We start from the raw sequence: 13,341 nt of genomic DNA, 5'->3' as shown, positions 1-13,341 counted from the left end.
AGTGATGAGTCGCATCGCCGCCCCCATGGTCGGCGGCATGGTCACCGCGCCCTTACTGTCTCTGTTCGTCATTCCGGCAGCCTACCGCTTGATGCGCCGCCGGCACCTCCCCGTTGTACCCACCACCACTCAAGGAAAAGTCGTATGAAACTGACCCTGATCGCCGTTGCAAGCACCGTTGTCGCACTATCCCTTTCTGCTCAGGCAGAAGACATGCCGGGTATGAAGATGGACGCTATGCCCATGAAGGGCATGCAGATGGCACAGGAGACCCAGCAGACTCCCGTGGCCAAAGCCGAGGGTACGATCAAGGCCATCGATACCACGAAACATACGGTGACTATCGCCCATGGAGCCGTTCCGGCTGTGCAGTGGCCCGCCATGACCATGGCATTCAACGCAACAAGCAAACAACTGGCAGGCCTGAAGGCTGGGGATCAAGTAGCGTTTGAGTTTCGTGCCGAGGGCATGGGAGCCACCATCGTGTCGATCAAGCCCCTGAAGTAACCATGGCATGGATGGCTGGTTCGACCTTCACAAGCTGTTACCGGACCAGCTATCCACCATTCATGGGCGCACAGGTCATCGAAAGGCCGGCAGCCCTAAGGGGTAATGACGAGTTGATTGCTCCACCATCCTCTTGTTTGACTCCTTTGGTTTGGAGGATGGTTTAAGGCGCCTGAGGTAGGCGCCTTTTTTTCGGTCAACCAGTAGTCTGAGTGACCCGTTTGCGGTGACGTGTTCGTCACGCAGGCTCAGAGAACACTAGGCTATTGCTGATAAGCAAAGAGCAGTGAATGGATGAACTCCCGCCAATTCCGCAAGTGTGGGAACAACATGGGCACCCGCTGCCGATAGGTCTGATACTCCTCGCCAAAACGTTCGGTCAAGGCTAACTCCTCGCGCTTCGCTAGACGGACATAAGCCCAGACGATCAGGGGAAACAACAATAACGTGATCACCGTCGGCCAGTGAATCACCTGTCCAAAGACCGCTAGCATGATCCCGGTGTATTGCGGGTGGCGGACCACACCGTAGACACCCTCTGTCGCCAGCTTCCCCTCCAGACTTGTGCGGTAAACCTGAACCCAGCCCCGGATCAACAGAGCCAGGCCGACCACGATAAACAAGCCGCCCAACATCATTTCCAGCATGGCCCCGGTAGCACCGTAGCCCAGCATTGTTGCCCAGAGATGGCCTGAGAATCCGGTCAGCGGGAGATCGATTCCCAGGAAACCAGTCAGCAGGTAAATTGTCAGTGGGAAACCGTACATCTCGGCGTATAACGCGATGATGAACGCTTGCACTAAACCTGCACCCATCCAGTCGCGCCAGCTGCGTGGGGCGACGAAACGGTAGAGGACCCAGGATGCGATGAGCACCATGACCAGCACCCATCCCCAGTGCCCATAATGCATGGAAAAGTCATTCATGATTAGGCCCCTTCTCGATCAACAGCGGATCGGTATTCAGCGCCGACACCTGGAAGAAACATCGGAGCATCCGAGTAGCGATACCGCTTGAGTGCGATACCACTACTCAGACTTGGTTTCTCTCGGCCTAAGAGGACGCAAGACCTGCGACTAAAGAAGCTGTTATTGCACTTTAGTGCTGCCTTGGGCGGGCTCACTGCCCATGTGCTTATTCATGCTTTCCATCATCGTATTGCAGTTTTTCATCATGGCTGACATCTCCTGCATCATGTCCATCATCGGCATTTTACCGCCCTCCATCATCGGCATATCCTTTCCTTTCATCATGTCAGAGCTGTCCTTAGTAGTACTCTGAGGCTGTTCAGCAAAGCTCGTGGAAATAGCTCCAAGAGTTAGGATCGCGGCAAGTACGGCTGTGTAGGCAATAGAGTTACGCATGATAATTCTCCTGATCAACGACCTGGGTTTTCGACAGGCTCTGGGTAAGCAATGGCTGATCCGAAGCCTTCTGCTCGCATGCAGTTTTACCGCCCATGCTTTTCATGCAGAGCCCGATCATTAGCACGCAGGGCAGAATAGAAAGCAGAATAGGTACCGTGACTGATGCAAATAGAGTGTTCAGGTTAAAAAGCAAGGTGAACGCAATTGCAGCGGTGAGCCCTGCGAGCAGTGGGTGACGTTGCAACATACCTCTTGCGTATGGCGCTATATTCTTGGTCATGGTTAATCCTCTAAATTTTCAGTATTTATTTACATACCTCAGCCACAAAACTAACGCTCTGACGTTTCTACTGGGTCATGTAGAGCCAGCTTTTATCTCCGTCAAAGGCGTAAATTTCGAACGGCTTCTGCTGGGTGCCGTCCATGCCTGGCGATCCAGGTGGCATCCCGGCCAAGGTGATACCGCGAATTGCAGGGTGCTCTGCCAGTAATTTATTGACGGCTGTTAGCGGGACGTGGCCGCTAATAACGTAACTATCAATGGCAACGGCATGGCAGCCTGCCAAAGAGTAGGGAAGACCAGCGGCCTTGTTGATCTGCTGAAGCTGTGCAGAATCCGCGACAATCGACACCTTGAACCCACCTTCACGCAAATAGTCCGCATATTTATCGCAGCACGTACAACTTGGGTTTTTATAGAGAATGGCTTCTTCAGCAGCGTTAACGATAGGCATCGCAAGGGCAGTGAGTGCGAGTAACATCCCACCCAAAAAAGTGGATGATTTATTCACGGTAACCACCTAATCCTTTTCCGTTGACGACAAAAATATTAGTTGTAGCCCCGAGCAACGGTCTTCATGTTCTTTTGGCGGTGCTGCTAAAGAACAAGCGAGCTAGCCCTCGGCGTGGTTAGGACAGGCTGGAATGTTTAGGAGGAAAAGGATCTGGAGCAACGGGCATGCGACCGAGTGAAGTTGTATAGCAGTCGTACGGAGATGACTTTAAGGCGTGCCAGATTGAAACAAGAAACGCCACTGCTCCCGTTGAGGGAATGGAACAACTTATCGAGCAAGTGACTTGGTTCGACATGTCAGGGCAGATATTCACTCTGCTGGATTCAGCAAGCATAGTCTGCGCTGCCGGGCAGTTAAGAGGAACAGTTGACGGCTCGGATTTAAACATCAACGCTTGACCATGTGCTGCCGCTACGACAAACAGCAACACCATGAGCAGCTTGATCAAGGTTTTATCCAGATTTTGAGCCATCACAGTGTATAGCTCCCTCAGTTTTTAAGAGTACGCCTGACCTGAGGCCAGCTCAGAAGCGCTCCAATACAACACAGCGGTTCATGTCTGATTTAAGCCTATTTATGAACCATCCTCCCCTTTAGATTAGGCGCTAGCTGCGTTTTCACAGCTTGCTGCACCATGCTTTTGCCCTGATTCTGATGAGCGGCAAAACGTGCAAGAACGCGGTCTCCACCGCCTTCAGCCCACACCATGGACGACAGAAGGACCGAACCGATCACAATCGCAGTTTTTATGAGTTTCAGAGCGCGAGTGGATCGCCCTTGAGGGGGTGGTGGATAAGGCCCTTACAATTCACCTTCTAGACTCCTTTGTCGGCCGTCACCAACCCCTATCCCGCGCTCATTTCCATTTCCGGACTTAAAGTGCCTAACCATGCGACAAGACAAATTATGATGACTGCCATTAAAAACTCGAGTGTCATGCTGCGACGCAAGGCATTTACCGCGGCAGAGTATTCTCCATTTCGAACTGACCGCTCCAATACCGGACTTAGGTGAAAGCGGTTCAGCGTGGCTAACACGATCATCCCGGCAAAGAGCAGGATCTTCAAAAACAGCAGCTGGCCATAAGTACTGAGCATCACTTCATCGAGATTTGGACCGACGATAAAAAGGTAATTCACTACACCCGTGACGGTTATGATCGCAACAATCACTCCGCCGGCCGACTCAAAGCCAGTCAGTACCCGAGCAAGAATTTGTGCTTCTTGATCGCTTTTGAGCGATTTTAAACGCAGTAGTAGGGCAAATGCTGCTAGAGCACCCAACCAGCCACCTGCGGCTAATAGGTGGAAAATGTCGGTGATGAAATGCCAGTAGCGTCGACTGCCTTCATCCATGGCACCGTGCCCTGTCCATGCCAACGTCGCCAACGCAATCGCTCCGCATACAGTGACGATCCAGAGACTGGGTGTCGGAAATCGCTTATTCAACGCGACGCCAATAATTGCCATCACCAAGGCAGCTATTCGGACCATCCAGGTCAACCCGACGTCGGTCCCCATAAGGACCATTTCAAAAATATGTTGCTGTAGCTCCATAAGCTCGGACACACCGCTCATTGCTTTCGCAAGCAACAACATCGCGGCAAGGGACAGAGCTACACCTACAACGGAAGTACCATAAAGAAGCGACTCAAAATTCAAGACCGTGCCCGATACTCTTTCCTTTCCCCTGAGGCTGTACAAGCCGAAAATTGCCAATCCGAATAACAGCATCAGGTCGAAATAAAGAGCAAAGCGAACCACAATATTTATTGAGTCGCTCATAAATCATTTCACTTTGAATGAGAAGTTGCCGGTGATCGGATGAGTGTCCGAGGAGACGGCACGCCATTCGACTTTGTAGGTACCGGTGGTCAAAGGTGCTGCCGGTGTAATCACCATCGTTTTCGGATCACCGCCACCAGCGACGGCGGCCTTAACACCCATTGGGGAGTTCGGCATGCCAGGCATATCGGTCATGATCAGTTTTGCACCGGAAAACTGAGTGGTGAGATTCTCAGAAAAGTGCAGTTCAATTTTCGAAGGGGCCGCCGCATTCGAGCCTTCTGCCGGAGTGGAAGAAAGGAGCTTAGGATGTGCTTGAGCAACTGCACTCAGAAGCAAACCAGCGGTAAGTGCAACTGCTACGGTCGTAGTTTTAAGGAATGACATGCAAGACTCCTCACAGCAAGAGCTGTTGATTCGAGGTTTGTTTGGGAATATCTAGTTTTTACTTTTCGATTCTTGTTAAAACCACTGATGATTAGCTAGTAGCCTCCGTGTTCTAGGGCAGGTTGAACACGAGAAACTCACTAGGCCCCAACGTCACAGTGCAAGAACACGATGCCACACGAACGCAAACTGTTCGATTACATTTCAGTCAGCTTGACGCGGTGTTTGGCCTCGAATTGGCGGGCGTAGCGAGACTTAAAGACGAGACCGCGTGCCCGCGATACCAGGGTTTTCACTCATTCAAAAATAACGAAAGTGGACGCTGGGCGCAGGCTGAGAGATTGCCGTTGATCGCAAATGCGCCGTTGTTCAGCTGACCTTCAAGTCAACACTAGGAAACTCTAGATGAAAGGCCGTTTTCCCGTCACATGACGTACACCAGATCTTGCCATCATGCGCTTCTATAATTGATCGGGTAATCGACAGACCTAGCCCTGCGTTGCTTGGACTTCCTTCTCTCCGTGCTGGGTCCACGCGATAAAAACGATCAAAAAGCTTTTCAAGGTGTTCGGGGGCAATGGGTTCTCCTTGGTTCTCCACGACGACCAATACCGACATCTCCTTCTGGAGGATTTCGACACTGATAGTCTTCCCTTCAGAGGTGTAGCGAAGCGCGTTAGAGAGCAGGTTAGAAATGGCTCTGTGGAGCATAAGGACATCGCCTCGGACGCTGCCCCTTCCTGAAACCTTGAGTTCAATCCCTCGCTCATCAGCCAAAAGGCGGTAGTACTCAAGCAATTTTTCCACGACTTCCACCAGGTCTATTGGTTTGTTCTCGTGTGTGATCAGACCGTTGTCAGATTTCGCCAGAAAAAGCATGTCATCAATCATCCGACTCATACGCTTCAAGTCATCAAGATTGGAGTACAGGTTGTCTTCGTAGTCCTCAATATTCCTTTTTCTTGAAAGCACCACTTCCGTGTGGGTCATCAAGTTGCTGACGGGGGTCCGTAACTCGTGAGCAATGTCCGCAGAGAAATTCGATAAGCGAACAAATGCATCGTCCAACCTGGATAACATTGCGTTGAATGACAGCACCATTTGCTGAAGCTCTTTGGGAACCGGTGCTAATGGAATACGTTCTTTGAGTGATTTAGCTGACATTGAGGCCGCGACCTGGGTGACTTGGCGAATAGGCCGCAGGCCACTGCTCGCGACCATCCAGCCCAACGCTGCACTGACCAGCGCGCTGATCACTAGCCCTATCCAAAACCATCGCTCAAGCGTCTCGAAAAAGGACATATGCTGAGTAACGTCAAAAATCAACATGACGGTCAATGGCTTGTCTTGTCCCGTCACAATGGCTTGTGCCGTCACGCCACGGAACATCTGCTCTTGATCTCGCCACTCCCAGACGTTGTTGTTTGGGATGGTGCGGAATTCCTCAGGAACATCGACGGGACCGGGATCAGCAAACAGTAGTTTGCCGCCACCATCGATTATTAGAGCAGTCAAATCACGGTGAGCGCCAAGCAGCGCCTCTAGCTCAGGCTTAACATCACTGAATTGGTCAATGCTGTTCAACCCCGTCAGAATTCTTTGAGTCGAATGGAGTTTTTCGTTCAGCGCCTGCTGATCCAGCATCTTGAAATGATGCCGGCTGAGGTTATTGAAACTGAGTCCGGCAACCGTGAGCACGGCCGTTACCGCGAGCATGAACATCAGACTCATGCGAGCTGTCAGGGACATTCGCTTCATTCCGACTCCAAATCAGGTGCGTCGAGCATGTAACCCATACCCCGCGAGGTGTGAATCAGCTTGACCTCAAAATCATCATCGATTTTTGCTCTCAGTCTCCTTACCGCGACCTCAATAACATTGGTATCGCTGTCGAAGTTCATGTCCCAAACCTGGGAGGCGATAAGTGATTTTGGCAGCACCTCCCCTCGACGACGTAGCAACAGCTCAAGCAGCGCAAACTCTTTGGCCGTAAGGTCTATGCGCTTACCTCCACGAATGGCTCGACGCTTGAGCAGGTCCACCTCCAGATCAGCCAATTTCATATAGGTTTGCGAGGGAGCGCCGTTACCCCGACGCAGCAACGTTCTGACGCGAGCCAACAGTTCAGAAAATGCGAAGGGTTTAATCAGGTAATCATCTGCCCCGAGTTCAAGTCCTTTCACTCGATCTTCAACGCGGTCTCGCGCCGTGAGGAAGAGCACGGGAACATCTTTCCCAGATGCACGAACCTTCTGAAGTACTTCCCAGCCATCCAGCCCAGGCATCATGACGTCGAGAATCAGCAGGTCATAGGCCTCGCTCAAAGCGTGCTGAAGCGCCACTTTGCCATTGGTAAAGCGATCCACATTGAACCCCGCCTCCGTGAGTCCTTGCTCCAAATAGATACCTATTTTGGGTTCGTCTTCAGCAACCAGAAGTCTCATGAGGGTGGCTCTCGAATAATGATGAAGCGCAGTCTGCAACGAAACACGCCAGCCAACCAGCAACTGACAGAAAAGTAATATTGGCTTCAGGTAGATGTCAGCAAGCGCTGTCTAGGGTTCAAGCATGAGTACTTCCTGGTGCTCGACCGACTCTTCAGCATGAAACGTTTGGGAGCCGGAAAACAATTCCATAAGGAGTTGCCCCATGAATCGCCTGAAAATGCTGTTTTTTGTAAGTTCGATACTCGTCTCAGCTTCTGTATGGGCTGAAAGTGGCGGAGACCGGGTGATAGAGCGTATGGAAGGCCTGCGCGACAAGGCTGAAGCCGTACTGGTTCAAGCTGAAAAAGCCCCTGAAGGACAGCGCCATGTCCACATGACCGAGCATATGAAGATGCTCGGCGACATCATGAGCCAACTCCATAAAGATCATCCAGACGCCTCAATGTCACCCCAACAGCACCTGGCCTGGATGGAAAAGCACGACAAAATTGCCGACGACGTTTTGAGCCAAATGCAACGTGAGCACAAATTGATGCTTTCAGAGAATCATCAGTGAAAACCGGCTTCCAAAGGGCTTTTTGAACAGTACCGTTGACTACGGCGTCTTTGGACGCCGTGTTTTTTTTTGAAAACTGACAGAAATGTAGTGTTCAGGTCAGTTAACTGGCAGCTCCGTGTCTTTAGCATAGCCAGTGTCCCCACTCTTACTCTCGAGGTCACCATGAAAGCTAGGCTCGTTACCCCAGTCATCGCAGCAATCACTCTACTCTTCGGTGCTACGGCTATGGCCAGCGCAGGGCATGGGAAAGAGGACATCGGTAAGCCTGGAGTCGCCTCTGAGGTTACCCGTACGGTGGAGGTCGAGATGGGCGATATTTTCTTCAAACCTGAAAGCATCGACGTAAAGCCTGGTGAAACTATTCGATTTGTCCTTCGCAATGAGGGTTCGCTGCTGCACGAGTTCAACATCGGCAAAGCCGCTGCTCATGCAGCACACCAAAAAGAAATGGCAAGCATGTTCCAGAACGGGACACTTAACCCCACCGGTACCGGGAAAACGATGAGCGGTATGAGCCACAGCATGGGTGGAATGAAGATGGTCGGAATGGAGCACAACGACCCGAACAGCGTCCTGATTGAGCCTGGCGCAACCCAAGAGCTGATCTGGACCTTCAACAACAGCACAGACCTTCAGTTTGCCTGCAACGTGCCGGGGCATTATCAGTCAGGGATGGTTGGTCCGTTTGACCTGAAGTAAGCCGAAGCTGGCTGCTAACACCGCTTCGACGCACGAGTTGGCTACGCTCTGTCGCAGAGATCACAGCAACGCTTACACAGTGGGGTCTAGATCATGAATAACCATCAGCATCCGGATGGAAACACCACCGCACCATTTTGGAGGCGCAAAACAGGCGTTGTACTGATCATGCTCATTGCGATTGGTGCCTTCTACGTGTTGCGGGAGCATTTCAGCCACGTTTATCCATTTTGGCCTTATCTGATTCTGTTGATCTGTCCATTGATGCATTTTTTTGGACATGGACATGGCGGACATAACCATGGCGATCAGGCAACAACCCATAAGGACGAAAAAGGGAAATAGCCATGCCTACCATATCGAGCCACCACGACCACAATCACGCCCCTGCTGCTCCGCTCAATGACGATGATCTACGTGACCCGGTGTGCGGAATGGCAGTCACTTCACCAAGTAAATTTGGTGAGTCTTATCAGGGACAGACGTATCAATTTTGTAGCCTGAAATGCCAGGAGAAGTTTCGAGCTGATCCTGAGCGCTACAGCGGTAATGTTTCGAGCGCCGAGTCCCGCGTCACCGCTCCAGTGCCTGCGGTACAAACAGGCACTGAGTTTACCTGTCCGATGCACCCGGAAATACGTCAACCCGGACCCGGCAACTGCCCTAAATGTGGCATGACATTAGAGCCGGTCATGCCCGCGCTCGATGAAGAAGAAAATCCTGAACTCCGGGATTTCGCCCGCCGCTTTTGGTGGTCGCTGCCATTAACCGTGATAGTGACCGTACTCGCCATGGCTGGACACTCGTTACAACTCCTCCATGGCTCGATCCAAAACTGGATCGAGTTCGCTCTGGCGACACCGGTGACCTTATGGGCAGGTTGGCCCTTTTTTGTAAGGGGCATAGCCTCTATAAGAAATCGCAGTCCAAACATGTGGACTTTGATTGGTTTGGGTACCGCCGCAGCCTACCTTTACAGCGTCATGGCAACGCTCTTTCCCCAAAGCTTTCCCGCTACCTTCATGCAAGATGGACGTATCGGCGTCTACTTCGAAGCCGCCGCGGTCATCATCTCGCTCACCTTGCTTGGGCAGATTCTTGAGCTCAAAGCCCGATCGCAAACCTCCGCCGCCATTAAGTCCCTTCTCGGTTTATCGCCCAAGACCGCACGCCGGATCAATGCCGATGGACAGGAGGAAGACATTCCTCTCACCCATGTTCACCTTGGAGACCATCTGCGGGTCAGGCCAGGTGAAAAGGTGCCCGTTGATGGCTCAGTACTGGAGGGTGAAAGTGCGGTGGATGAGTCCATGCTCACTGGCGAGCCAGTGCCGGTGATGAAGAGCGCTGGTGATAGCCTGATCGGCGCCACTCTGAATACACATGGGAGCTTGGTAATGGAGGCGCAAAAGGTCGGCGCCGAGACCATGCTGTCACAGATCGTACAGATGGTCGCTCGGGCTCAGCGCTCCAAAGCACCAATGCAACGAATGGCCGACTCGATTGCCGGCTACTTTGTGATGGGTGTTATCGCGATTGCAATACTGACATTTGTCGGTTGGGGGCTTTTTGGCCCTGAGCCCAGTTGGGTGTTTGGTCTGATCAACGCTGTCGCCGTGCTGATCATCGCTTGCCCCTGTGCGTTGGGTCTTGCTACGCCCATGTCGATCATGGTTTCGACGGGTAAAGCAGCCAGCATGGGCGTGCTGTTCAGGGATGCCAGTGCCATCGAAAACCTTTGCAAGATCGACACGCTGATTGTCGATAAAACAGGCACCCTGACAGAAGGAAGGCCAGTGTTTCACAGTGTGGAGGCCACACCCAGTTTCAATCCCCCCGATGTTCTTCAGCTGGCTGCCAGCCTTGATCAGGGCAGCGAACATCCCTTGGCTCATGCAATCGTCGATCATGCCCGAACCAAGAACATTAAGCTCACCAAGCCAGAATCCTTTGAGTCTGGTTCAGGTATCGGGGTCAGTGGCATCGTTGATGGCAAGAAGATCCAGCTGGGGAACACCGCGTTGATGGAAGCCGCAGGCGTGAACACCAAGCCCCTACAAAAGCGTGCAGAGTTGTTGCGCCTTGAAGGCATCAGCATCATCTATCTCGCAGTTGACGGGGCATTGGCAGGGTTACTGGCGGTCTCAGACCCGATAAAACCGACCTCCAAAGAAGCAGTCACCAAGCTCAAGGCTGATGACATCAAAATCATCATGGCTACTGGCGACGGGCTCACCACCGCCCGGGCTGTCGCCAGGGAGATGGGGATTGAAGAAGTCCACGGTGAAGTGAAACCTCAGGACAAGGAACGTCTGGTCGCAGACCTCCAGCAATACGGCCGGAAGGTCGCCATGGCTGGTGACGGTATCAACGATGCTCCGGCCCTGGCGCGAGCAGATGTGGGCATTGCCATGGGGACAGGGACTGACGTTGCGATGAATAGCGCGCAACTCACGCTGGTAAAAGGCGACCTGATGGGGATTTTACGAGCACGGGCTCTTTCGGTCGCAACAGTAAAAAACATGCGGCAAAACTTGGGTTTCGCCTTTCTTTACAACTCGATGGGTATTCCTCTTGCCGCAGGCTTGCTCTATCCACTGACGGGACATCTCCTGTCGCCCATGATCGCTGCCATAGCCATGAGCGTCAGTTCTGCATCTGTAGTTTTCAATGCATTGAGACTTAGGAATACCCGAATTGACTGAGCTTCAATGACGCTCACAACCCGAAACAGATAACTGTTGACCTTGCCATCGTGTCAACGTTGATGCTGTCGGTGCGGTGAAAAGAGACCGCTCAGCACGAGAGGAATAACCATGTTCGTCTTAGATGTATCAGGCATTGGTTGCGGCAGTTGCGTTAGCAAAATCACCAAAGCGATTCAGTCACTGGACAACGAAGCTACGGTTTCCGTGGATCGGTCAGCCGGTAAGGTGAGTGTTGAAAGCAGCGAAAGCCCAGAGCAGATTCGTAAAACTGTCGAGGCGTTAGGTTTTCCTTCTCAGATCAACGCTTGAATGCTGACACTTCCCATGGTCAGAGCCCCGTATGCAGGGGGCTCCCCTTGGTGAACCCTCAGGAGTACCGAAGCAGCCGCGTCGGCCACAATTACCGCTCGCAAGCCCTTGCGCTACTAATCACCTCGCAGAGCTTTGAGCAAACCTTTGAACGCTCCATTCAACCGAGTAAAAGCGGCGTCAAAACGTATTCCATTTTCTGTGTACTTTGCGACTTCGACCTGCTGATCGACAGTATTTTGATCAATGGCAGGTTGAGCCGGTGTGCTGTAAAGCAAAGCACCTTCGTAAATATCACCTGCTGATTCTTTTTCGGTAATGTGTTTTACATTTGTTGTTTTCAAAGAAAACGGAGTAGCAGGAGTTTCTTTTGTCTCGCTTGCAAGCACAGTAGAAAAATCTAAGTCTCGGGCCTTGAAGTTCGGTGTATCAGCGTTTGCGATATTGTTACTCAGAATCTCAGCTCTTTGGCTACGATAAATTAACGCTCTTTCTGCGGAGCCAAGCGCTTTCTCAAAACTAATACTCACAATCAATCACCCTCAGTAGCGCTACTATTTTTCAAGAACATCGAACACACATATGCAGTACCAGTGCAGAAACTAAAAAACGTTTTCACCTTTGGAGTTAATAGAAACTTACAAAGTTATGCATCTCAAACAGAGACTCAGTCAATAGCGGTGTGACGTTGGAAGATCGAGACCTTACGGATTAAATAGCGTGTTCCTCAAGAGAAATATCGCAACCTGACACAACTGTAATATTCACCTAAGGTTCCTGACAGGGGATGAGTCTTATAGTCCTATTGAGCCTTAAGCTCTCCCCTAAGAATCATCACTTGATGTGGATTCGGGGGTTACCAATAATCATCAGAGGAAATTCAAATGAACCCCATCAAAACTTTGTTCGTCATCGCAGCGCTGACCGTCTCTTCTTTGGCAATGGCTGAAGGCGGTGGTGACCGGGCGTTCGCACGTATGGAAGCGGCTAGGAATAATTCAATGGAATCGTATCAAGTAGCCCAAAAGCAAAGCACCCAACCTCCCATCGCAGAAAGCCAAGCCAAAGCGATGGACCACAAGAATTGCTGAATAGCTTGCTGCGCTCCCAAGCTGACAGAAATGTAATCACTGTGGTGGTTCAAATGTGGCAATTTCTGAGCTCGCTTGCCGTAAGAACTCGTTTTTAGTGACGGCGAGCGAGCTCATTCGGGCTCATTACCCCCCCCCGAAAGAGTGCCTTCACCTATTTGTGCAACTCATTGGTTGTTTCGCACGGCTTCCCTTTTGACTGATCGGACATAAACGGCATGCATTCCAAAACCTCTAGGCGGACATTCGTTAAAGGCCTGGCCGCTGGTGGCATTCTCGGCGGCCTTGGTCTGTGGCGCACTCCTGTATGGGCAGTGACCAGCCCTGGCCTGCCGAGCGTTCTCACCGGTAACGAATTTGATCTGTTTATTGGTGAAACCCCTGTAAACATAACTGGCTCGCCGCGCACAGCCTTGACCATCAATGGTTCGTTGCCCGGACCTTTGCTGCGCTGGCGCGAAGGCGAGACGGTCACACTTCGTGTGAAAAATCGCCTAGACCAAGACACCTCCATTCATTGGCACGGGATCATTCTGCCCGCCAACATGGATGGTGTACCGGGTTTGAGTTTCCATGGCATTGCGCCCGATGGCATGTACGAGTACAAATTCAAGGTGCATCAGAACGGTACGTATTGGTACCACAGCCACTCTGGTTTGCAGGAGCAGGCAGGCGTTTACGGTCCAATC

19 protein-coding genes are annotated in these 13,341 nt (G+C 51.7%); 8 read left to right on the top strand and 11 right to left on the bottom strand.

Features of this window, described 5'->3' with window-relative positions:
• The first annotated feature begins 144 nt into the window (after positions 1 to 144).
• A complete protein-coding gene (locus VD17_RS29930; protein WP_046056983.1) occupies positions 145 to 507 on the top strand; it encodes a copper-binding protein in 363 nt (120 codons plus the stop codon).
• Positions 508 to 770: 263 nt separating this feature from the next.
• Here the strand turns inward: VD17_RS29930 and VD17_RS29925 are convergent, their stop codons facing one another.
• The 10 genes from VD17_RS29925 to VD17_RS29890 all read right to left on the bottom strand — a co-directional run bounded on the left by VD17_RS29925 (position 771) and on the right by VD17_RS29890 (position 7,283).
• The gene (locus tag VD17_RS29925; RefSeq protein WP_046056982.1) at positions 771 to 1,433 is read right to left on the bottom strand and encodes a methyltransferase family protein; all 663 of its coding nucleotides are present in this window, start codon (positions 1,431 to 1,433) and stop codon (positions 771 to 773) included.
• Positions 1,434 to 1,595: 162 nt separating this feature from the next.
• Positions 1,596 to 1,871 carry a hypothetical protein gene (locus tag VD17_RS29920; protein ID WP_046056981.1) on the bottom strand — a complete coding sequence of 92 codons (276 nt, stop codon included), beginning with the start codon at positions 1,869 to 1,871 and terminating at the stop codon, positions 1,596 to 1,598.
• On the bottom strand, positions 1,864 to 2,154 hold the full coding sequence (locus VD17_RS29915; RefSeq protein WP_046056980.1) for a hypothetical protein: 291 nt from the start codon (positions 2,152 to 2,154) through the stop codon (positions 1,864 to 1,866). Before VD17_RS29915 ends, VD17_RS29920 begins: the two co-directional genes overlap by 8 nt.
• A gap of 67 nt (positions 2,155 to 2,221) precedes the next feature.
• Positions 2,222 to 2,665, bottom strand: a complete 444-nt coding sequence (locus tag VD17_RS29910) for a DUF411 domain-containing protein (RefSeq protein WP_259674616.1) — start codon at positions 2,663 to 2,665, stop codon at positions 2,222 to 2,224.
• A gap of 118 nt (positions 2,666 to 2,783) precedes the next feature.
• Positions 2,784 to 3,140: a hypothetical protein gene (locus tag VD17_RS32405; protein WP_185753259.1), complete on the bottom strand. Its 357-nt coding sequence runs from the start codon at positions 3,138 to 3,140 to the stop codon at positions 2,784 to 2,786.
• 98 nt (positions 3,141 to 3,238) lie between these two features.
• Entirely contained in the window at positions 3,239 to 3,418 is a 180-nt protein-coding gene (locus VD17_RS32980; protein ID WP_369007742.1) for a co-regulatory protein PtrA N-terminal domain-containing protein, read from the bottom strand.
• Between the two features lie 95 nt (positions 3,419 to 3,513).
• Entirely contained in the window at positions 3,514 to 4,452 is a 939-nt protein-coding gene (copD, locus tag VD17_RS29905) for a copper homeostasis membrane protein CopD (RefSeq protein WP_046056979.1), read from the bottom strand.
• A 3-nt stretch (positions 4,453 to 4,455) separates the two neighbouring features.
• Complete coding sequence (gene copC, locus VD17_RS29900) at positions 4,456 to 4,839, bottom strand: copper homeostasis periplasmic binding protein CopC (protein ID WP_019821291.1); 384 nt, start codon at positions 4,837 to 4,839, stop codon at positions 4,456 to 4,458.
• A gap of 369 nt (positions 4,840 to 5,208) precedes the next feature.
• Positions 5,209 to 6,597: a heavy metal sensor histidine kinase gene (locus VD17_RS29895; protein ID WP_046056978.1), complete on the bottom strand. Its 1,389-nt coding sequence runs from the start codon at positions 6,595 to 6,597 to the stop codon at positions 5,209 to 5,211.
• Entirely contained in the window at positions 6,594 to 7,283 is a 690-nt protein-coding gene (locus tag VD17_RS29890) for a heavy metal response regulator transcription factor (protein WP_046056977.1), read from the bottom strand. The genes VD17_RS29895 and VD17_RS29890 overlap by 4 nt, the downstream gene beginning before the upstream one ends.
• Positions 7,284 to 7,488: 205 nt before the next feature.
• On the opposite strand from VD17_RS29890, the gene VD17_RS29885 reads away from it, so the two are divergent.
• From VD17_RS29885 to VD17_RS29865, 5 genes are all read left to right on the top strand, one after another.
• Positions 7,489 to 7,842 (top strand): co-regulatory protein PtrA N-terminal domain-containing protein, encoded by a 354-nt coding sequence (locus VD17_RS29885; RefSeq protein ID WP_046056976.1) that lies wholly within the window; start codon positions 7,489 to 7,491, stop codon positions 7,840 to 7,842.
• Between the two features lie 165 nt (positions 7,843 to 8,007).
• The gene (locus VD17_RS29880; RefSeq protein ID WP_046056975.1) at positions 8,008 to 8,544 is read left to right on the top strand and encodes a cupredoxin domain-containing protein; all 537 of its coding nucleotides are present in this window, start codon (positions 8,008 to 8,010) and stop codon (positions 8,542 to 8,544) included.
• A 93-nt stretch (positions 8,545 to 8,637) separates the two neighbouring features.
• The gene (locus tag VD17_RS32040; RefSeq protein WP_080932105.1) at positions 8,638 to 8,889 is read left to right on the top strand and encodes a DUF2933 domain-containing protein; all 252 of its coding nucleotides are present in this window, start codon (positions 8,638 to 8,640) and stop codon (positions 8,887 to 8,889) included.
• A 2-nt stretch (positions 8,890 to 8,891) separates the two neighbouring features.
• A complete protein-coding gene (locus tag VD17_RS29870; RefSeq protein ID WP_080932104.1) occupies positions 8,892 to 11,249 on the top strand; it encodes a heavy metal translocating P-type ATPase in 2,358 nt (785 codons plus the stop codon).
• A 111-nt stretch (positions 11,250 to 11,360) separates the two neighbouring features.
• The gene (locus VD17_RS29865; RefSeq protein WP_046056972.1) at positions 11,361 to 11,561 is read left to right on the top strand and encodes a heavy-metal-associated domain-containing protein; all 201 of its coding nucleotides are present in this window, start codon (positions 11,361 to 11,363) and stop codon (positions 11,559 to 11,561) included.
• A 116-nt stretch (positions 11,562 to 11,677) separates the two neighbouring features.
• Here the strand turns inward: VD17_RS29865 and flgB are convergent, their stop codons facing one another.
• On the bottom strand, positions 11,678 to 12,091 hold the full coding sequence (gene flgB, locus VD17_RS32035) for a flagellar basal body rod protein FlgB (RefSeq protein WP_080932107.1): 414 nt from the start codon (positions 12,089 to 12,091) through the stop codon (positions 11,678 to 11,680).
• 354 nt (positions 12,092 to 12,445) lie between these two features.
• Between flgB and VD17_RS29860 the strand changes: the two genes are divergently transcribed.
• Together VD17_RS29860 and VD17_RS29855 are read left to right on the top strand one after the other, a co-directional pair.
• Positions 12,446 to 12,652, top strand: a complete 207-nt coding sequence (locus VD17_RS29860; protein WP_046056971.1) for a co-regulatory protein PtrA N-terminal domain-containing protein — start codon at positions 12,446 to 12,448, stop codon at positions 12,650 to 12,652.
• 218 nt (positions 12,653 to 12,870) lie between these two features.
• A partial coding sequence (locus tag VD17_RS29855; protein WP_185753258.1) for a multicopper oxidase domain-containing protein occupies positions 12,871 to 13,341 on the top strand: 471 nt, incomplete at its 3' end.

Origin of the sequence: Pseudomonas fluorescens (assembly GCF_000968015.1) — a bacterium.
In the GTDB taxonomy this organism is placed as follows: domain Bacteria; phylum Pseudomonadota; class Gammaproteobacteria; order Pseudomonadales; family Pseudomonadaceae; genus Aquipseudomonas; species Aquipseudomonas fluorescens_W.
This window is presented reverse-complemented; position numbering and strand designations above follow the sequence as displayed.